Annotated in this window: 19 protein-coding genes and 1 pseudogene; 14 read left to right on the plus strand and 6 right to left on the minus strand. The window is 66.5% G+C overall.

Features of this window, described 5'->3' with window-relative positions; all coding sequences use genetic code 11:
* Nucleotides 1-192 precede the first annotated feature (192 nt).
* Nucleotides 193-1,341: a glycosyltransferase gene (locus NZL82_RS02885; RefSeq protein ID WP_261268281.1), complete on the plus strand. Its 1,149-nt coding sequence runs from the start codon at nt 193-195 to the stop codon at nt 1,339-1,341.
* Here the strand turns inward: NZL82_RS02885 and NZL82_RS02890 are convergent.
* The 5 genes and pseudogenes from NZL82_RS02890 to pyrE form a co-directional block, all read right to left on the minus strand.
* Nucleotides 1,270-2,355: an AI-2E family transporter gene (locus NZL82_RS02890; protein ID WP_261268282.1), complete on the minus strand. Its 1,086-nt coding sequence runs from the start codon at nt 2,353-2,355 to the stop codon at nt 1,270-1,272. The two genes, NZL82_RS02885 and NZL82_RS02890, sit on opposite strands and share 72 nt — an antisense overlap.
* The gene (lepB, locus tag NZL82_RS02895; RefSeq protein ID WP_261268283.1) at nt 2,352-3,317 is read right to left on the minus strand and encodes a signal peptidase I; all 966 of its coding nucleotides are present in this window, start codon (nt 3,315-3,317) and stop codon (nt 2,352-2,354) included. The genes NZL82_RS02890 and lepB overlap by 4 nt, the downstream gene beginning before the upstream one ends.
* Nucleotides 3,314-3,724, minus strand: coding sequence for a holo-ACP synthase (acpS, locus tag NZL82_RS02900; RefSeq protein ID WP_261268284.1), 411 nt, complete (start codon nt 3,722-3,724; stop codon nt 3,314-3,316). The genes lepB and acpS overlap by 4 nt, the downstream gene beginning before the upstream one ends.
* Before the next feature lie 136 nt (nt 3,725-3,860).
* Nucleotides 3,861-4,586, minus strand: a pseudogene (locus NZL82_RS02905) (pyridoxine 5'-phosphate synthase); the annotation flags it as partial.
* Entirely contained in the window at nt 4,583-5,167 is a 585-nt protein-coding gene (pyrE, locus tag NZL82_RS02910; protein WP_261268285.1) for an orotate phosphoribosyltransferase, read from the minus strand. The pseudogene NZL82_RS02905 and the gene pyrE, both read right to left, overlap by 4 nt.
* 258 nt (nt 5,168-5,425) lie before the next feature.
* Between pyrE and coxB the strand changes: the two genes are divergently transcribed.
* From coxB to NZL82_RS02975, 13 genes are all read left to right on the plus strand, one after another.
* Nucleotides 5,426-6,592 carry a cytochrome c oxidase subunit II gene (gene coxB, locus NZL82_RS02915; RefSeq protein ID WP_261268286.1) on the plus strand — a complete coding sequence of 389 codons (1,167 nt, stop codon included), beginning with the start codon at nt 5,426-5,428 and terminating at the stop codon, nt 6,590-6,592.
* A gap of 3 nt (nt 6,593-6,595) precedes the next feature.
* Nucleotides 6,596-8,269 (plus strand): cytochrome c oxidase subunit I, encoded by a 1,674-nt coding sequence (gene ctaD / locus NZL82_RS02920; RefSeq protein WP_261268287.1) that lies wholly within the window; start codon nt 6,596-6,598, stop codon nt 8,267-8,269.
* 230 nt (nt 8,270-8,499) lie between these two features.
* Nucleotides 8,500-10,221, plus strand: a complete 1,722-nt coding sequence (locus tag NZL82_RS02925; RefSeq protein WP_261268288.1) for a DUF1800 family protein — start codon at nt 8,500-8,502, stop codon at nt 10,219-10,221.
* Entirely contained in the window at nt 10,221-11,624 is a 1,404-nt protein-coding gene (locus NZL82_RS02930) for a DUF1501 domain-containing protein (protein WP_261268289.1), read from the plus strand. The genes NZL82_RS02925 and NZL82_RS02930 overlap by 1 nt, the downstream gene beginning before the upstream one ends.
* Before the next feature lie 168 nt (nt 11,625-11,792).
* Nucleotides 11,793-12,854 carry an NAD(P)-dependent alcohol dehydrogenase gene (locus NZL82_RS02935; protein WP_261268290.1) on the plus strand — a complete coding sequence of 354 codons (1,062 nt, stop codon included), beginning with the start codon at nt 11,793-11,795 and terminating at the stop codon, nt 12,852-12,854.
* Nucleotides 12,855-13,040: 186 nt separating this feature from the next.
* Complete coding sequence (locus tag NZL82_RS02940) at nt 13,041-13,940, plus strand: heme o synthase (protein WP_261268291.1); 900 nt, start codon at nt 13,041-13,043, stop codon at nt 13,938-13,940.
* Nucleotides 13,937-14,074 carry a hypothetical protein gene (locus tag NZL82_RS02945; protein ID WP_261268292.1) on the plus strand — a complete coding sequence of 46 codons (138 nt, stop codon included), beginning with the start codon at nt 13,937-13,939 and terminating at the stop codon, nt 14,072-14,074. Before NZL82_RS02940 ends, NZL82_RS02945 begins: the two co-directional genes overlap by 4 nt.
* Nucleotides 14,071-14,610: a cytochrome c oxidase assembly protein gene (locus NZL82_RS02950; RefSeq protein ID WP_261268293.1), complete on the plus strand. Its 540-nt coding sequence runs from the start codon at nt 14,071-14,073 to the stop codon at nt 14,608-14,610. Before NZL82_RS02945 ends, NZL82_RS02950 begins: the two co-directional genes overlap by 4 nt.
* A gap of 36 nt (nt 14,611-14,646) precedes the next feature.
* Entirely contained in the window at nt 14,647-15,558 is a 912-nt protein-coding gene (locus tag NZL82_RS02955; RefSeq protein WP_261268294.1) for a cytochrome c oxidase subunit 3, read from the plus strand.
* On the plus strand, nt 15,518-15,937 hold the full coding sequence (locus tag NZL82_RS02960; protein ID WP_405051337.1) for a DUF983 domain-containing protein: 420 nt from the start codon (nt 15,518-15,520) through the stop codon (nt 15,935-15,937). Before NZL82_RS02955 ends, NZL82_RS02960 begins: the two co-directional genes overlap by 41 nt.
* A complete protein-coding gene (locus tag NZL82_RS02965; RefSeq protein ID WP_261268296.1) occupies nt 15,934-16,554 on the plus strand; it encodes an SURF1 family cytochrome oxidase biogenesis protein in 621 nt (206 codons plus the stop codon). Before NZL82_RS02960 ends, NZL82_RS02965 begins: the two co-directional genes overlap by 4 nt.
* A 13-nt stretch (nt 16,555-16,567) precedes the next feature.
* On the plus strand, nt 16,568-17,956 hold the full coding sequence (thrC, locus tag NZL82_RS02970) for a threonine synthase (RefSeq protein ID WP_261268297.1): 1,389 nt from the start codon (nt 16,568-16,570) through the stop codon (nt 17,954-17,956).
* 10 nt (nt 17,957-17,966) lie between these two features.
* Nucleotides 17,967-18,836 (plus strand): class I SAM-dependent methyltransferase, encoded by an 870-nt coding sequence (locus NZL82_RS02975; protein WP_261268298.1) that lies wholly within the window; start codon nt 17,967-17,969, stop codon nt 18,834-18,836.
* Nucleotides 18,837-18,928: 92 nt separating this feature from the next.
* On the opposite strand, the gene NZL82_RS02980 is transcribed toward NZL82_RS02975, so the two are convergent.
* Nucleotides 18,929-19,681: a methyltransferase gene (locus tag NZL82_RS02980; protein WP_261268299.1), complete on the minus strand. Its 753-nt coding sequence runs from the start codon at nt 19,679-19,681 to the stop codon at nt 18,929-18,931.
* Nucleotides 19,682-19,687: the final 6 nt, after the last annotated feature.

Raw genomic sequence — 19,687 nt, forward strand, 5'->3', positions numbered from 1 at the left:
CACGTTAGGGAGATTCCTCGGCGGCGTTCGCCGGTGGCGCCCGCTAACCTCAACACTGCTTTCTCGCACCTGAATAAGAATTCACCTCTGTAGTGCGATTGTGTCCACCTTAGGGCTGAAACTGACATATTTACGCGACAAGCCGCACGTAACCCCGGTACCCGATCCTTTCCTCATCCGTTACCGGAACTCATGCCAGCCGATCACATCCTCACTTATGCGTTGGCGATGCGTGGCGGCGTGGAAGCCGCCCTGGCCCGAATGCTTCAAGGCTGGCTCGACCATGGACGGCGGGTGACGCTGGTCCTGGGCGAGGAAAGCGGCCAGTTCCAGCGCGGCGTACCATCCGGCGTGGAGATAGTGACGCTGGGGCACCAGCGCTATACCGGGCTATGCACCACCCTGCCCGCAATGATCGAGCGGGTGCGGCCGGACATCATCTTCTGCCCCGGCAACCACTATACGAGCATGGCGGCCTGGGCCCGGCTGCGGCTGGCGGGGTCGTGCCCGCCCATCGTCGGAAAGATGTCCAACGCGGTCGATCGGGGGGACCATCACCCCCTGTTCGCCTGGGGCCAGCGGCAATGGCTGGCCCGGCACCGGCTGTTCCTCGATTCGCTGGTCGCGATGACCCCGGCGACCGCGCGCGCCGCGCGCGAGGCGACCGGCCTGTCGGTCGCGGTCATTCCCAATCCCCCTTCCGCCCTGCCCGTTAGCGAGACCGGCGCGATCCTGCCGCCCGGGCGACGGATATTGGGCGTCGGGCGGCTGGAGCCGCAAAAGCGCTGGGACCGGTTGATCACCGCGCTGACCCATTTGCCCGAGGATGTCGGGCTGACCATCCTGGGCGAGGGCAGCCTTCGCCCCGCCCTGACCGCGCAGATCGCGGTGCTGGGGCTGGAGCATCGCGTGTCGCTGCCCGGTCATGTCGCCAATCCGGCCGCCGCCATGGCCGCCGCGCCGGTGCTCGCGCTCCCGTCCGACTATGAGGGCGTGCCAGGCGTGCTGCGCGAGGCGCTGTCGGTGGGCACGCCGGTGGTGACCACCGATTCGAGCCCCGCCGTGCATGAGATCGTCTCCGACCCTTCGCTCGGCACCATCGTCCCGCGTGAGGATCTGCAGGCGCTGGTCGCCGGGTTGCGCCACTGGTTGAGCCCGGTGGTGCCGCGGCCCGATCCGGTGCCGCAGCCGGGGCAGGATTCGGCGGAACGCTATCTGGCGCTGTTCGATTCGATCGTCACCGCGCGCCAGCGGCGCGACGATGCCGCATCAGGCGATGTCGGCCTCGGCTCGCGCGCTGTCGCCGTCGCGCGCCGCCTCGCGCTCCGACCGGCGCTGTAGCGCGGACTTGATCATCGCGGTCATCGGGTCGGCCAGCGCCAACCCCAGTATGCCGAACAGCGCGCTCGCCATGATCTGGGTCGACAGGGTCAGCGCGGGCGGCAGGTCGACGGTGCGCTTGGCGACCATCGGCACCACGACATATCCGTCGAAGGTCTGCACGACCAGATAGGTGCCGATCGCCCAGAAGCCCGCATCGGTTCCCGCCGAAAAGCCAACCGCGACCATCAGGACGCCGGTGATGATCGCCCCGATATTGGGAATGAAGGCCAGGATCCCCGCGATGATGCCCAGCAGCAGCGCCATCGGCACCCCGCCGATCATCAGCGCGATACCGGTCAGCACCCCCTCGAACGCCATGCCCAGCAACCGTCCGGCGAGCAGCTTGCGCAGCGTATCCATGACGCGGCCCTGCGTGATCGGGAACTCGGCGCGGGCGGAACGCGGCACGATCCATTGCAATCCCCGCGCATAGCCCGCCGGGTCCATCGCCAGGAACAGGCCGATGACCAGGATCATGAACAGCGATGTTACCGCCCCGACGGCGGTCCCGACCCAGGAGGTCAGCTTCCCGATCGAGCCCATGGATTGCTTCAGCAACCCGTTGATGTCGGAGGTCTGGGGCATCAGCCCCTGTTCCGCCAGCCAGCCGGTCAGCCGTCCCGCCTGAGTCTCCAGCGTCGAGCGAAGCTGGGTCACCTGCTGCGCCACCTCGACGCCAGTCAGATAGAAGGTGCCAAGCAGGAACGCCGCCACCGCCAGCACGACGATCAGCAGCCGCCAGCCGCGCCCGATCGGCAGGACCCGGCCCAGCAACCGCACACCGCCGTCGAGCAGGGTCGCGAAGACCAGCCCGGCGAAGATCACCAGCAGCGGCTGGACCAGCAGCACCGCCACCGCCATCGCCGCGATCAGGCCCAGCCAGATCGCGGCGCGGGTCAACTCCCGCCGGACGAAGCCCTCGCGAAACTCGATGGGCGCGGGGGCATCGGTCAGCGGGGTGGGATCGCTCATGATCCGGGCTTCACCGTGGTCGGATGAAGCGAACTGCCCGCCCGGCCCGAGCGTAGCGAACCCCACCAGGTCAGCGGGTTGAGCGTCGCGTCGCCGTCCAGGCTGAAGGTCACGAACTCGGCGCGGCCGCCGATATTCTCATAAGGCACCGGCCCGCCCAGCCCCAGCTCGGCCAGCGAGAAACGGCTGTCGGCCGAACGATCGCGATTGTCGCCCATCAGGAAGACATGGTCGGCCGGAATGGTGATCGGTCCGTAATTGTCCCCCGGGCTCCAACCCAGCTCGACCGTGTCGTAGCGGCGATTGTTGGGCAAGGTCTCGGTCACGATCGGCAGGTGGCAGACCCACTGGCCGTCGGGTTGCCGCACCTTGGCCTCCTCGCCATAGTCGGACGCCTTGCACGGGCTGTTGGTGTCGACCGGAATATCGACATAATGAAGCGGCCCGCGCTGCACCGGCCTGCCGTTCAGGATCACGACGCCGTCGCGCACCTCCAGCCGGTCGCCGGGCAGGCCGATCACACGCTTGATATAGTCGTTATGCGTGCCCGGCGGGGTCACGATCACCACATCGCCGCGCGTCGGCAGCGATCCGAACAACCGGCCATGGATGAAGGGCAGTTGCGCGCTCCAGCTCTGCTCGGGCTCGTGCAGCACGACCGACTTGAAGAAGGCGATCGGGTTGGGAATGGTCGGCGAGATATAGGACCAGCCATAGGCGAATTTGCTCACCACCAGCCGGTCGCCGACGCGAAGGCCCGGCAGCATCGATTCGGAGGGGATGTAGAAGGGCTTGGCGATGAAGCTGTGAAAGCCCAGGACGATCAGCAGCAGCCAGAACAGCCCCTTGACCTCGGACCACCAGTCGGTGCCCTTTTTGGGCTGCGGCTTGGATTCCAGCGGCCTGGCCGCCGGTTGATCCGCAGGCGAGCCCTGGTTCGTGTCCAACACCGCGTCCTTCATGCGGAAACTTCCGGTCTTGCCTCGATCACGACAAAGGCCTGCGCCCAGGGGTGATCGTCGGTCATGGTCAAATGGATATGGGCGACGTGGCCCGCCGGGATCATCGCGTCAAGTCGTTCGCGCGCTCCGCCCGTCAGCTCCAGCGTGGGCGCGCCACCGGCTTTATTGACGACCCCGATGTCGCGCATGAACACCCCTTGCGCAAAGCCGGTGCCGACCGCCTTGGAAAAAGCCTCCTTGGCGGCGAAGCGCTTGGCATAGGTGCCCGCACGGGTGAAGGGGCGTTTGGCCGCCTTGGCCTGCTCCACCTCGGTAAAGCAGCGCGCCTCGAACCGAGCACCGTGCCGGTCCAGCGCGGCCTGAATCCGCTCTATGTTACAGAGGTCCGAGCCGAGGCCGATGATCATAAAATCCTCCCCGGCACGGGGAGGGGGACCGTCGCGCAGCGATGGTGGAGGGGGTTCTCCACGACGCAAGTCCTATGGGGCGCGGGGGCCGCCCCCCCCCCCCGCGCCGGCCCCCCGCCGGCCCCGCGGGCGCGCTACGCGCCATGTCCATCGCGGCGCGCATCTTGCGCACGACCTCGGGAAGGCCGACGAACACCGCATCGGCGATCAGGAAATGGCCGATGTTCAACTCGCGCACTTGTGGGATCGCGGCGATCGGCGCGACATTGTCATAGGTCAGGCCGTGACCGGCATGGACCTCGATCCCGTTCTTGGCCGCCAGCGCGGCCGCGTCCGACAGGCGACGCAGCTCGGCGGTGCGTCCCTCGCCGTCCAGTTCGGCATAGCGGCCGGTGTGGAGTTCGACCACGGGAACGCCCAGGTGCAGCGCCGCCTCGATCTGGCGGGGATCGGGTTCGATGAACAGAGAGACTCGGATGCCCGCCTCGCCCAGCTTCGCCACCATGGGGGCCAGCCATTCGCGCTGCCCGGCGGCATCCAGCCCGCCCTCGGTCGTGCGCTCCTCGCGCTTTTCGGGGACGATGCAGGCGGCGTGCGGGCGATGCTTCAGCGCGATGGCCAGCATCTCCTCGGTCGCCGCCATCTCCAGATTGAGCGGCACGGTCAGCTCGGCGGACAGGCGCGCGATGTCGTCGTCGGTGATGTGCCGCCGATCCTCGCGCAGATGCGCGGTGATGCCGTCGGCGCCTGCCTCGGCCGCGATCAAGGCCGCCTTGACCGGATCCGGATAACCCGCCCCGCGCGCGTTCCGCACGGTCGCGACATGGTCGATATTGACCCCCAACCGCAGGTGATCGGTCATGCCGCCGCTCGGCTCCCCGGCTTGATGGCGGGGATCGCGGCCAGTTCGGGCGGCAGGGCGTCGGGGCTGTAGCTGGGCACGTCGAGCCGGATCAGCGGAAAGAAGGGTACGCCCAGATCGGCCGTCCCGTTGGACCGATCGACCAGTGAGGCCGCGGCGATCGTCTCGCCCCCTTCGCGCGCGATGGCCGCGATCGCCTCCCGGCTGGACAGCCCGGTGGTGACCACATCCTCCATCATCAGCACCTTTTGACCTGCATCAAGCCGGAAGCCGCGGCGCAGGTGGAAGGTTCCATCGGGCCGCTCCAGGAACATACCCGACACGCCGAGTGCGCGCGCCATTTCATAGCCGACGATCACGCCGCCCATCGCCGGGGCGACGACCGCGCTGATCTGCGCCTTGATCTCGGCCGGGATCTTCGCTGCCACCGCCTCGCACAGCCGGGCCGCGCGGGCCGGGTCCATCAGGACGCGCGCGCATTGCAGGTAACGCGGGCTGCGAAGCCCCGAGGAGAGGATGAAATGCCCTTCGAGCAACGCCTCTGCGGCGCGGAACTCGGCGAGGACGTCTTCATCGGTCATGCGGGGCAACTCCTGCGGGTGCGATAGCGGATGACCCGGCCTCATAGGATCCGCCCTCGCCGCACGCAATCGCGCATACGACAGCTATGGCTTGAGGGGGCGCGGTCCCGTGCTATAGTCCGCCTAACAAAAACGACAGGATGCCCCGTCAAAGCCCGTCGGACCATCGATGGACAGGCGAGGGAGATGGGAGACGAGAGCGGGATGAGCGAGGTCAAGCGCATGTCCGGACCCCGGAGGATGAGGATGCCGAAACGGATGAAGGCGCTAGCGATCGCCGCCGGACTGGGATGTGCCGCGCTGGCGGGTGCCGCCTTCGCCACGCCGGCCGCTCCCCCCGCGCCGCAGGCCGCCCCCCAGACCGCCGCCGAAGGCCAGGGCGTCTCCAACACCGCACCGACCAGCGCCGCCGCCCCCGCCACCGCCGCGCCGACCAGCCCGCTGCTGGCGCAGGACGGAGCCCCCGCCACGACGATCGATCCCAAGGTCGGTCTGCCGATCGACGGCCGCATCGGGCTTCAGCCGCAGGTGACGAAGAACGGCGAGTTCGCGCACTGGATGCACAATGGCGTGCTGATGCCGGTCATCACCGCCATCTGCGTGCTCGTCCTGCTGCTGCTCGCCTGGGTCGTGTTCCGCTATCGCCGCGCCGCCAATCCGGTGGCGTCCAAGACCAGCCACAATACGCTGGTCGAGGTGCTTTGGACGCTGGGCCCTGTCGTCGTCCTGGTCCTGATCGCCATCCCCTCGATCGGGCTGCTCCAGGCGCAGTTCAAGCCCGCCACCGCCGGGGCCGTCACGCTGAAGGCGATCGGCAACCAATGGTATTGGACCTATCAATATCCGGATCATGGCGGGATCGAGATCACCGCCAACATGCTGAAGGAAAAGGATCAGGTGGCGCCGGGTGAGCGGGCGCGCACCGATGCCGACGGTCCGCGCCTGCTGGCGGTGGACAATCGCATCGTCCTGCCCGTCGGCGTGCCGATCCGCCTGATCACCACCTCCAACGACGTCATCCACAGCTGGGCGATCCCGGCCTTCTGGATGAAGCTGGACGCGGTGCCCGGCCGGTTGAACGAGACGAGCTTCACCATCGAGAAGCCGGGCCTGTATTTCGGCCAATGCTCCGAACTGTGCGGCGCGCGCCATGCCTTCATGCCGATCGCGGTGCAGGCGGTGCCCCCGGCGCAGTTCGCCGCCTGGGTCGCGGCCAAGGGCGGCAAGATGCCGGGTTCGGCCGCCCCCTCCTCCTCGGTGATCCCGCAGCCGGGGGCCGAGGGCTCGGCCTCCGAAGCCGCGCAGGCCAATGCCTCCGAGGCGGTGACGGGTCCGGCAGACAACGCCTCCACGCCCGCCATATCCCCTTCTTCCGCGCAAGGCGCCACCGGCAATCCGGCGGGCCCCGGCAACGCTGGACAATAAGCCATGACCGACACCGCACTTCACCCCGGATCGGCTTTCGTCGGTCATGAAGACCATCACCACGCGCACCATGATGCCGATCACAAGCCGGGCTTCTTCGCGCGCTGGTTCCTGTCGACCAACCACAAGGATATCGGCACCCTCTATCTGATCTTCGCGATCGTCGCGGGGATCATCGGCGGCGCGATCTCCGGCCTGATGCGCGCCGAGTTGAAGGAGCCCGGCATCCAGTATCTGGGCATCTGGGCGGGGATGCTGCACGGCGGGGCGCAGAGCCTCGATCAGTCGCTGCACCTGTGGAACGTGCTGATCACCGCGCATGGCCTGATCATGGTGTTCTTCATGGTCATGCCCGCGATGATCGGCGGGTTCGGCAACTGGTTCGTGCCGATCATGATCGGTGCGCCCGACATGGCGTTCCCGCGTATGAACAACGTGTCCTTCTGGCTGCTGATCCCGGCCTTCACGCTGCTGCTCGCCTCGCCCTTTTTCGGGTCGGGCGCGGGCGTGGGCTGGACCGCTTACGCCCCGCTATCGACCTTCGGAGAGCCGGGGCCATCGGTGGACATGGCGATCCTGGCGCTCCATCTGGCGGGCGCCTCGTCAATCCTGGGCGCGATCAACTTCATCACTACCATCTTCAACATGCGCGCGCCGGGCATGACGCTGCACAAGATGCCGCTGTTCGTCTGGTCGGTGCTGGTCACCGCCTTCCTGCTGCTGCTGTCGCTGCCGGTGCTGGCCGCCGCGATCACCATGCTGCTGACCGACCGCAATTTCGGCACGACCTTCTTCGACCCCGCCGGGGGCGGCGACCCGATCCTGTACCAGCATCTCTTCTGGTTCTTTGGCCATCCCGAAGTGTACATCATGATCCTGCCGGGCTTCGGCATCGTCAGCCAGATCATCGCGACCTTCAGCCGCAAGCCCGTCTTCGGCTATCTGGGCATGGCCTATGCCATGGTCGCGATCGGCGTGGTCGGCTTCGTGGTGTGGGCGCACCACATGTTCGCCACCGGCCTCTCCGTGAACACCAAGATGTATTTCACCGCCGCGACGATGATCATCGCGGTGCCGACCGGCATCAAGATCTTCTCGTGGATCGCGACCATGTGGGGTGGTTCGCTGTCGTTCAAGACGCCGATGGTCTGGGCGATCGGCTTCATCTTCATGTTCACGGTTGGCGGCGTGACCGGCGTGGTGCTCGCGAACGGCGGCATCGACGATTACATGCACGACACCTATTATGTCGTCGCCCACTTCCACTATGTCCTGTCGCTGGGCGCGGTGTTCGCACTGTTCGCGGGCTTCTATTACTGGTTCCCGAAGATGTCGGGGAAGATGTATAGCGAGCTGCTTGGCCAGCTGCATTTCTGGGTGTTCTTCATCGGTGTGAACCTGTTGTTCTTCCCGATGCACTTCCTGGGGTTGCAGGGGATGCCGCGTCGCTATCCCGACTATCCGGACGCCTATGCGACATGGAACGCGGTCGCCACCCATGGCTATGAGATCATGGCGGCAGGCATGGCGATCTTCTTCGTCAACCTGATCTGGTCGCTGGTCGCGGGCAAGCCCGCCGGGGACAATCCCTGGGGCGATGGCGCAACGACGCTGGAATGGACGCTGTCCAGCCCGCCGCCCTATCACCAGTTCGAGACGCTGCCACGCATCGACTGACCTCGATCTCACCAGTCCCGAAAGGCTCCGGAGCATCGCTCCGGGGCCTTTTTTGTTGCAACTCCGTAATAATTCACCGGAGATCAACTTCGCAAATAATGCGACGAGTCGAGGAACCATTTCACGCTTTATTAGCCATGCTCGCCGCATTTTGAGCGTGGCCCGCAATGAGCGGGCTTTGCGGGATTCAATTGATGACGGGGTGGGACGAACGGTACGGGTCGCCAGGGATGGCGGCCACCACCGAAGAGGCGGGCGCGCCTGCGATGCCGAAGGGGACGAACGCCGCCGTGGCACGCGCCAGCAGTGGTGCTTCGCTGCTCCCGCTATTCGCGCTGGCTGCCTGTGGTGGTGGCGGTGGGGGCGGCGGCACGACGGCGGCGACCCCGGCGGGTGGTTCGAGCGCCCCGGCCGACACCTCCGCCCCGATCGTCGTCGTCACCCAACCGCCCACCGCGACCGAGGCCAGCCGCTTCCTGGCACAGGCCAGCATGGGCGCGACGCGGGCGGACATCGATGCGGTGCTCTCGCGCGGCTATGACGGCTGGTTGACCGACCAGTTCGCGCTGCCACGGGCGACCAGCCATTGGGACTGGCTGACCGCGAACGGGTACGACACCGCCAAGAGCAATTCGATCAACGGTTTCGACCCGTCAATGTGGCGGCAGATGATCGTCGAGCCCGACCAGCTTCGCCAGCGGATCGGCATGGCGCTGCTCGACATTCTGGTCGTCGGTATCGACACGTCCAGCGATAACTGGCGCGCCTTTGCGATGGGGGCCTATGTCGACCTTCTGCTCGACAACGCCTTCGGCAATTACCGCACCCTGCTGGGCGCGGTGACGACCAATTACGCGATGGGCAATTTCATGACCTATCTGCACAATCGCAAGGCCAATGCCTCGACCGGTGCCCAGCCGGACGAGAATTATGCGCGCGAATTGATGCAGTTGTTCACCCTGGGCCTCAGTCAGTTGAACATGGACGGCACGCCCAAGCTGAACGGCGGACAGTCGATCGACACCTATGGCCAGGCCGATGTGACGGGACTGGCGCGGATCTTCACCGGCCTGGTGCCGGCCAGCAGCGACAATTCGACGCCTGCGCGCCTGCGCCAGCCGCTGGTGATGAACGCGGCGAACAACGAGACCGGCGCCTCGACCTTTCTGGGCACGACGGTCAGCGGCGGCGGCATGGCGGCGATCAACGCCGCGCTGGATGCGATCTTCGCGCATCCGAATGTGCCGCCCTTCATTTCAAAACAGCTGATCCAGCGGTTGGTGACCAGTAATCCGTCGCCCGCCTATGTCACCCGCGTCGCCACCAAGTTCGCCGACAATGGCCAGGGGGTGCGCGGCGACATGAAGGCGGTGATCCGCGCCATCCTGCTCGACAGCGAGGCGCGCACCCTGCCGACCGCCGCCACCGCGGGCAAGCTGCGCGAACCGGTGCTGCGCCTGACCGGCTGGGCCAGGGCGTTCAAGGCCAGTTCGCCGTCCAGCGCCTGGGCGATCGGCGACACCAGCAATCCGTCCAACCGGTTGGGCCAGGCCAAAGGGCACAGCCCCTCGGTCTTCAACTTCTACCGCCCCGGCTATGCACCGCCCGGCACCAGCCTGGCGAGCAGCGGGCTGGTCGCGCCGGAGTTCCAGATCACCAACGAACAGAGCGTCATCGGCTATGTGAACTTCATGTACGGCCTGATCGCCAACGGCATCGGCGACGTGAAGGCCGATTACGCCGCGATGCTGACGCTGGCCGCCGACAGCAAGACGCTGGTGGACGAAGTGAATCTGATCCTCGCCGCCGGACAATTGTCCAGCGCTACCCAGGCATCGATCCGCGCGGCGGTGGACAGCGTGTCCGCCACCGCGACCAACGGCCCGATCAACCGGGTCGGCATCGCGATCCTGCTGACCATGGCCTCCCCCGATTACCTGACCCTGCGGTGATGAGCATGATGCAAGACCAATCCCCCCATGATCAGTCCAGGCGCGCTTTCCTGAAGCGCAGCGCGTTGCTCGGCCTGGCCGGGACCGCCACCCCCTTCGTCTCCAGCCTGGCCGCGATCGGCGAGGCCGCCGCCGCCACCGCGTCGGACTATAAGGCGCTGGTGTGCGTGTTCCTCTATGGCGGCAACGATTATGCCAACACGCTGGTCCCCTATGACGAGGCGAGCTTTTCCGCCTATCGCACTGCGCGCGCCAATATCGGCTATCAGCGCGATGCGCTGGCGGGGACGGTCCTGAGCCCCTCGGTCGCGCTGCCCGACGGCCGCGCCTATGCCCTGTCGCCCAGCATGCCCGAGATGAGCCAGTTGTTCGCGGCCGGCAAGATGGCCGTCGCGCTCAATGTCGGCACGCTGGTCGAACCGACGAGCAAGTCCCAATATCAGCGGCGCAGCGTGCAACTGCCTCCCAAGCTGTTCAGCCATAACGACCAGCAGAGCTTCTTCCAGGCGTCCAGCCCCGAGGGTGCGGGCAGCGGCTGGGGCGGGCGGATCGGTGACGTGTTCCAGAACGGCAATGGCAATGCCGCGCTCACCTGCATCAACACCAGCGGCAATGCGGTCTATCTGACCGGGCGCAACGCCATCCAATATTCGGTCGGCACCGGCGGCCCGATCGCCTTGCTGAACAGCAGCCGCACGCTGTACGGCTCGTCGAGCGCGCTCGATACGCTGCGCGCGCTGATGACGACCGAGTCGGGTCCGGTGATGGCCAGCGAACATGCGCGGATCAGCAAGCGCGCGCTGGATATCCAGGCGCAGTTGAGCGGCGCGCTGGCCGGGGCGCCCGCCGCCAATTTCCCGCTCTTTCCCTCCAGCAATTCGCTCGCCGACCAGTTGAAGATGGTCGCGCGGATGATCTCGGTGAACCAGACGCTCGGGCTGAAGCGGCAGGTCTTCTTCGTGTCGATGGGCGGGTTCGACCTGCACGACAATCTGGTGGCGCAGCATCCGGGTCTGCTGGCCAAGCTATCGGCGGCGATGAAGGCCTTTTACGACACCACCGCCGCGCTGGGACTCGCCAACCAGGTTACCAGCTTCACCGCGTCCGATTTCGGCCGCACGCTCCAGTCGAACGACGACGGATCGGACCATGGCTGGGGCGGGATGCACTTCATCGTCGGCGGCGCGGTGCGGGGGCAGCGCTTCTATGGCAAGGCACCGATCGTCGGCACCAACACCGACGACGATGTCGGCCAGGGTCGACTGATCCCCACCATGTCGGTCGATCAATATGCCGCGACGCTGGCCAGCTGGTTCGGCATCGACTCGGGCGGTTTGCGCACCGTGTTGCCCAATATCGGCAATTACGACGCCTCGACCTGGAATCAGGGCTTCATGGGGTAAGCGACCGGCACACCGAGCCTATCGCAACGATATAACATATTGCGCTTGCGTAACTTTCCGATCAGCCGCGATCGGAAAAACTGGCCAGGCCGTTCGCTGGCATGGACTCCGGCGGGCCCCATATGGGCGCCGCGACCATATGGTCGCCCCCATTTCAGAGGAGCTTCCATGCCCACTCCCGCCCAGGGCTATGCCGCCCAGTCGGCCGATGCCGCACTCGCCCCCTTCTCGTTCGAGCGCCGCGACCCCCAAGCCGACGATGTCGCGATCGACATCCTTTATTGCGGCGTCTGCCATTCCGATCTGCATACCGCACGCGGCGAATGGGCGGGCACCCAATATCCGTGCGTGCCGGGGCACGAGATTGTCGGCCGGGTGACTGCGGTCGGCGATGCCGTCACCAAATACCAGGTCGGCGATCGGGTCGGCGTCGGCTGCATGGTCGACAGCTGCGGCCATTGTCCCTCCTGCCATGACGGCGAGGAGCAATATTGCGAGACGACCGGCTTCGTCGGCACCTATAACGGCCCCGATCCCGTCATGGGTGGCCACACCTTCGGCGGATATTCGGACCATATCGTCGTCAAGGAAGGCTTCGTCCTGAAGATCAACCATGACGACGCCGATCTGGCCGCCGTCGCGCCGCTGCTCTGCGCCGGCATCACCACCTATTCGCCGCTACGTCACTGGAAGGTCGGGCCGGGCCAGAAGGTCGGCATCGTCGGTCTGGGCGGCCTGGGCCATATGGGCGTGAAGATCGCCGCGGCGATGGGGGCCGAGGTCTATGTCTTCTCGACCTCGCCCAACAAGGCCGAGGATGCCAAGCGGCTGGGGGCGAAGGAGCTGATCGTGTCGAAGGACCCGGAGCAGATGGCCGCCCATGCCAACAGCTTCGACTTCATCCTGAACACGGTCGCCGCGCCGCACGACCTGGATGCGTTCCTGATGTTGCTGAAGCGCGACGGGACGATGACGCTGGTCGGCGTGCCCGACTCGCCGCACCCGTCGCCTTCGGTCGGCAACCTCGTCTTCCGCCGCCGCGCGCTGGCGGGCTCGCTGATCGGCGGCATCGCCGAGACGCAGGAGATGCTCGACTTCTGTCACGAACACGGCCTGACTGCCGATATCGAGATGATCGCGATGGACGAGGTCAACACCGCCTATGACCGGATGCAGAAGAGCGACGTGAAGTATCGCTTCGTCATCGACATGGCGACGCTGAAGGATTGAGCCGACCCTATTCCTCCCCTTTAAGGGGAGGTGGCAGGCCGAAGGTCTGACGGAGGGGTGTCCCGTTCCCGACAGGGTGACACCCCTCCACCATGCTACGCATGGTCCCCCTCCCCTTGCAGGGGAGGAATTTGCATTCGCTTCAATTTGCCCGCCCCGCCGCCAACGCCTATATGCAGGGCTCCCATGTCCAGCGTTCCCTCCTCCGTCTTCGTTCCCGCCGACTGGCGCGACTTCCTCGCCCTGACCAAACCGCGGGTGATGACGCTGGTGGTGTTCACCGGCCTGTGCGGGATGCTGGCGGCACCGGTCGGGATCGATCCGGTGATCGGCTTCACCGCCATCCTGTGCATTGCGCTGGGCGCGGGTGCGGCTGGGGCACTCAACCAATGGTATGAGGCGGATCTCGACGCGCTGATGAAGCGTACCGCCAAACGCCCCCTGCCTGCCGGGCGGATGAGCCGCGAGTCGGCACTGCATTTCGGCGTCGGCCTGGCCTGTTTCTCGGTCCTGCTGATGGGGCTGGCGGTCAATTACGTCGCCGCCGGAATCCTGACCGTCTCGATCCTGTTCTATGTCCTCGTTTACACCGTCTGGTTGAAGCGTCGGACGCCGCAGAATATCGTCATCGGCGGCGCGGCGGGGGCGTTTCCGCCGCTGATCGGCTGGGCCGCGGCGACGGGGCAGATCGCGCTGTTGCCCTTCCTGCTGTTCAGCCTCGTCTTCCTCTGGACGCCGCCGCACTTCTGGGCGCTGGCCCTGTTCGTGAAGACCGATTACGCCAATGCGGGCGTGCCGATGCTCCCCGTCGTCGCGGGCGAGCGGGTGACCCGGGCGCAGATCGGGCTGTACACCATTCCCATGGCGATCGCAGCGGTCGCGCCCTGGCCGCTGGGGCTGACGGGGTCGGTCTATGGCCTCAGCGCGACAGCGGGGACCGCGCTGTTCGCGCTCTACGCCGCCATCGTCGCCTTTCGCCACACACAGCCCGACGATGCGATGAAGCCCGAAAAGCGGCTGTTCAAATATTCGATCCTCTATCTTTTCCTTCTCTTCGGCGCGCTGGTGGTGGATCGTTGGGCATGACGCCCGACGATTCGAATCGCATTCGCGCCAAGCAGCGCGCCCGCGCCACCGCGATGGCGCTGTTGCTGGGATTCCTAGTGGTGCTGATCTTCTTCATCACCTTGTCCAAGATCCGGTCGGGGATGCACGGATGAGGCTGACGCGCCAGGGCCGGACTGTGGTGTTCGCTCTGTTCGGTGTGGTGTTCATGACCGGCCTCGCCTGGGCCAGCGTGCCGCTCTATCGCCTGTTCTGCCAGGTGACGGGCTATCAGGGCACGACGCAGCGGGGACTGGCGGCGCCGGGCAGCGTCCACAAGCAGATTCGCGTCGATTTCGACGCCAATGTCTCCTCGCGCCTGGCCTGGACCTTCAAACCCGAAAACCCGCATGAAACGGTCGATATCGGCGCGCGCGACATGGTGTTCTTCACCGCGACCAACAATGCGAAGGTGCCGATCACCGGCACCGCGACCTTCAACGTGACGCCCGATCAGGCGGGGCGCTACTTTACCAAGATCCAGTGCTTCTGCTTCACCCAGCAGACGCTCAAACCCGGCGAGACGGTGCGAATGCCGGTCATCTTCTTCGTCGATCCCAAGATCCTGAACGATCCCGACGCGCGCGACATCGAAACCATCACCCTGTCCTACACATTTTACCCGGTGGATTCGGCGAAGAAAGCGGGTTAGCCTGTCCTCAAAATAGCAAAATATAGGGACGGGATCATGGCTGGCGCGAAGAACCACGACTATCATATCCTGCCGCCGAGCCCCTGGCCGCTGGCCAGTTCGATGTCGGCACTGCTGATGGCCTCGGGTGCGATCATGTGGATGCACAGCGCGCCCGGCGGAGGTTGGGCATTCCTGGCGGGACTGGCGGCGGTGCTGTTCTGCATGGGAAGCTGGTGGGCGGATGTGGTGCGCGAGGCGCATCACGGCGACCATACGCCGGTGGTCCAGCTTCACTTCCGCTATGGCATGATCCTGTTCATCGCGTCCGAAGTCATGTTCTTCGTCGGCTGGTTCTGGGCCTTTTTCGACTTCGCGCTGTTCCCGACCGCGATGAGCTTCGTCGACGGACAGGTGGAGCGCGCGACCGAAGGCGCCGCCGCCATTGCCGCAACCTGGCCGCCCAAGGGACTGGAGGTGATCGACGCCTTCAAGCTGCCCTTGCTCAACACGATGATCCTGTTGACCAGCGGCACCACCGTCACCTGGGCGCACCATGCCCTGATCCACAACCAGCGGGGCGGCGAGAAGCGCGGTCTTTGGGGTGCATTGGGCGTCGGCGACCGCGACGGCGTGCTGAAGGGACTATGGCTGACCGTCGTGCTCGGCCTGATCTTCAGCGCGATCCAGGCCTATGAGTATATGCACGCCCCCTTCCCCTTCAAGGGGATCAACTATGGCGCGTCCTTCTTCATGGCGACGGGTTTTCACGGTTTCCACGTCATCGTCGGCACCATCTTCCTGATCGTGTGCCTGATCCGCGCCTATCGCGGCGACTTCACCCCGCGCCAGCATTTCGGGTTCGAGGCCGCGGCCTGGTACTGGCATTTCGTCGACGTGGTGTGGCTGTTCCTGTTCGTCACCATCTATGTCTGGGGTGGCTGGGGCGCGCCGGTCCATAGTGGCTGATCCTGCGTCCCCGACCATCGCGCAGGCCGCGCTCAAGGGGCTGTGTCCGCGTTGCGGTCAGCCCCATTTGTTTGCGGGGCCGGTCCGGTTCGCCGATCGGTGCGCGGCCTGCGGGCTCGACTTCACCCGGTTCAATGTGGGGGACGGCCCGGCGGCGTTCCTGACCCTGATCCTGGGGACGGTCATCACCATCGCGGCGATCCTTGTCGAGATAACGCTGCACCCGCCGCTCTGGCTGCATATGCTGATCTGGCTGCCGCTGACGGCGGTGGGCGTGGTCTATAGCCTGCGGCTCGCCAAGGGCGCGCTGATGGCGGCGGAATATCGCAACGAAGCGCGCGAGGGTGCCATCGTCCGTACCGAGGACGAGGATGCATGAGGCGGGTGCCGATCCTTCCCACGCTGATCGTCGGCCTGGCGGTGGCCGCGATGATCGCGCTGGGCCTTTGGCAATGGCGCGACCGGCTGCCGCAGAAGCAGGCCTATCTCGCGCAACTCGCCGCCAACCCGGTGCGGCCGGCCATTGCCTTCCCGCTTTATCCCGATGACCGCCTGCTCTTCCGCCGCACCGTCGCCGATTGCCGCCCACCCATCGCCATCCGGCGCGCGGGCGCGGGCGCGGCGGGCTTCCGGCTGATCGCCACCTGTTCGGTACCGCGCGGCAAAATGCAGGTTCAGCTCGGCACCACCCATGATCCGCGCGCCGAAACCACTTGGCCGGGCGGGCGCGTGACCGGCTATGTCTCCCATGCGCCCGACAGTCGGTCGCTGATAGAGTCCGCCTTCGACCACCGCCCGCAGGAAATGTTGCTGGTAGCCGACTCGCCCGCGCCCGGCCTGGACGCCAATCCCAGCCCCGACATTGGCGGCGTTCCCAACAATCACCTCGCTTACGCCGTGCAATGGTTCCTGTTTGCCGCCATCGCCGCAACAATCTATGTTTTGGCCGTCCTTCGACGCAATCGAACGGTTGTGGTGACCGACGCACGCCGTTAAGCCGCAGCGCATCATGCGCTATCTCAGTACCCGTGGCTCCGCCCCCGTCCTCGATTTCCGTGGGGCGACCCTTGCCGGTCTTGCCAGCGATGGCGGGCTCTATGTCCCCGAACAGTGGCCGAGCCTGACCGCCGACGAGATTGCCGGGCTGGCGGGTCTGACCTATGCGCAGACCGCCGCGAAGATCATGGCGCCGTTCGTCGGCGACAGCCTGAGCGCGGAGGAACTGCAAGGACTCTGCGACGCCGCCTATGGCCGCTTCTCGCACGCTGCCGTGACGCCGCTGGTCCAGCTAGACCATGACCAGTGGCTGCTGGAGTTGTTCCACGGGCCGACGCTGGCGTTCAAGGACGTGGCGCTCCAGATGCTGGGGCTGTTGTTCGAGCGGTTCCTGCGCGGCACCGACACCCGGCTGACCATCGTCGGCGCGACCAGCGGCGATACCGGATCGGCGGCGATCGACGCGGTGGCGGGACGCGCCAATATCGACATCTTCATGCTGCACCCGGCGGGGCGCGTGACCGAGATCCAGCGCCGCCAGATGACCACGGTCCTCGCCCCCAATGTCCATAACATCGCGATCGAGGGCAATTTCGACGACGCGCAGGCGCTGGTGAAGGCGATGTTCAACGACCGCGCCTTTGCCGATCGCCATACCCTGTCGGCGGTCAATTCGATCAACTGGGCGCGGTTGATGGCGCAGGTCGTCTATTATTTCTACGCCGCCGTCCGGCTAGGCGCGCCGGGCAAGGCTATCGCCTTCTCGGTGCCGACGGGCAATTTCGGCGACGTGTTCGCAGGCTATGTCGCGGCGCGCATGGGCCTGCCGGTCGAGCGGCTGATCGTCGCGACCAACGTCAACGACATCCTTCACCGCGCCCTGTCCTCGGGCGACTATTCCAAGGGGCAGGTGCAGGCGACCGCGACACCGTCGATGGACATCCAGGTCAGCTCGAATTTCGAGCGGCTGCTGTTCGATGCGAACGGACGCGACGGCGCGGCGCTGGCGGCGCAGATGAAGGGCTTCGAATCGTCGGGCGCGATGCGGCTGACCAATGCGCAGAGCCAGAATATCGCCCCGCTCTTCACCAGCGCGCGGGTCGATGCCGATGACATGAGCCGCGCGATGCGCTGGGCGGCCGAGTCGGCCGGGCAGATCCTCGATCCGCACACCGCCATCGCACTGTCCGCCGCGCGGGCGAGCGACGTTGCGGTGCCCGTCGTAACGCTGGCCACCGCGCATCCGGCCAAGTTCACCGATGCGGTCGAACGTGCGACCGGGGTGCGGCCCCCGCTGCCCCCCCGCGTCGGCGACCTGTTCGAGCGCGAGGAACGCTTCACCACCCTACCCGCCACCTTCGACGCGGTGACGGCCTTTATCGACGGGCATGGTTTGCGCTAACGCAGCGCGCATGAAACTCGAAACGATGATCGGCGAGCCCTGGGCGGATTACGGGCTGGTCGACTCCGGCCATGGTCGCAAGCTGGAACGCTATGGCCGGTTCCGCTTCATCCGCCCCGAACCCCAGGCGATGTGGGCCCCGGCGACCAGCGACTGGCGCGCTGCGGCCGAGTTCGTGCCCGGTTCGGACGAGGATGGCGGCGGCCGCTGGAACTTCAACGAGCCGGTCCCGCGCGAGGGCTGGCCGCTGAAGTGGAACGAGGTGCGCTTTACCGCGCAGAACACGCCGTTCCGCCATCTGGGCTTCTTCCCCGACATGGCCCCTGTGTGGAGCTGGATGCGCGAGCAGGTCGATGGCCTCGCCGAGCCGGAATGCATGAACCTGTTCGGCTATACCGGCGTCGGCACGCTGGCGATGGCGAGCGCGGGCGCGAAGATGGTGCATGTCGATGCGTCGAAGAAATCGGTCGAGGCGGCGCGGAGCAATGCGATGCTGTCGGGCCTGGGCGATGCGCCGGTCCGCTGGATCATCGACGACGCCGCCAAGTTCGTCGCGCGCGAGGTGCGGCGCGGACGGCGCTATGACGGCATTTTGCTCGACCCGCCCAAATACGGCCGTGGGCCGGAGGGCGAGGTGTGGCGGCTGGAGGAAGACCTGCCCGGCCTGATCGCCAATTGCCGCCAGTTGCTCGACGCTGATTCGCGCTTCCTGTTCCTGACGGTGTATGCGGTGCGCATGTCGGCGATGGCGATCGGCGAGATGATGCGCCAGGTGATGGCCGACCTGCCCGGCAAGGTCGAATGCGGCGAACTTGGCGTACGCGAGGAAGCGCGCGGCCTGACCCTGCCCACCGCCATCTGGGCGCGGTGGAGCCGGTAACATGTCCTCGACACGTCCCAACCTCCGTTCAGCCTGAGCGAAGTCGAAGGCCACGCCAGATCATAGCGGCGGGGCGTGTGCTTCGACTTCGCTCAGCACGAACGGGAGTTGGGAATTTCGATCAACGCGATCTCATAGGTCGCCACCGCACCGCCAGCCTCGAACCGCTTCGCGATCCGCCGCATCGCGCCCGGCGGGATCGGTCGGTGCCCTTCGCGCGGTGTTCCCGCCCCGATCGCCCGGAGCGCGCGCATGAACGCGGCCGCCGAGCCGTGCCGCTGCTCGAACCGCCGGGTCTCGACCCGCCAACCCAGCGACCCGACCGGCGGATAGACAGGACTCCCCGCCACGAACCCTTCCGCCGCATGCGCCTCATGCCAGGCCGCGAACGTCCCCTCGACCAGCGTCGTCACCAGCAACCGCCCGCCGGGGCGCAGCAGGCCCGCCAGCCGCTGCAACCCGCTGGCCAGATTGACGAACCACTGCACCGCCAGGCTGCTGACGATCAGATCGAACGGCGCTTCGTCGGGCAGGTCGGGATGTTCGCCGTCCATCACCCGCCCCCGCACGCCCGGCTGCCCCGCCAGTCCGCGCGCCAGCATGGCGGGGGCGATGTCGGTCATCAGCCAGTCGGGCCGATCCAGGCGAGGCAGCGTCGCGCCGGTCAGGAACCCGGTGCCGCATCCCACCTCCAGCACGCGCGGGCCGGGCGGCGCGACCGCGACGATCCGCTCGGCCAACCAATCCGCCACCGCACGCTGGACGACGGCATGACGATCATAGGCCGCCGCCGCGTCGAAGGCACGCGCGACCCGGCTCGGTGTCTGCTCCGTCACCCCTGCCACCGCCCC

The organism is Sphingomonas sp. LC-1 (assembly GCF_025371035.1).
In the GTDB taxonomy this organism is placed as follows: domain Bacteria; phylum Pseudomonadota; class Alphaproteobacteria; order Sphingomonadales; family Sphingomonadaceae; genus Sphingomonas; species Sphingomonas sanguinis_E.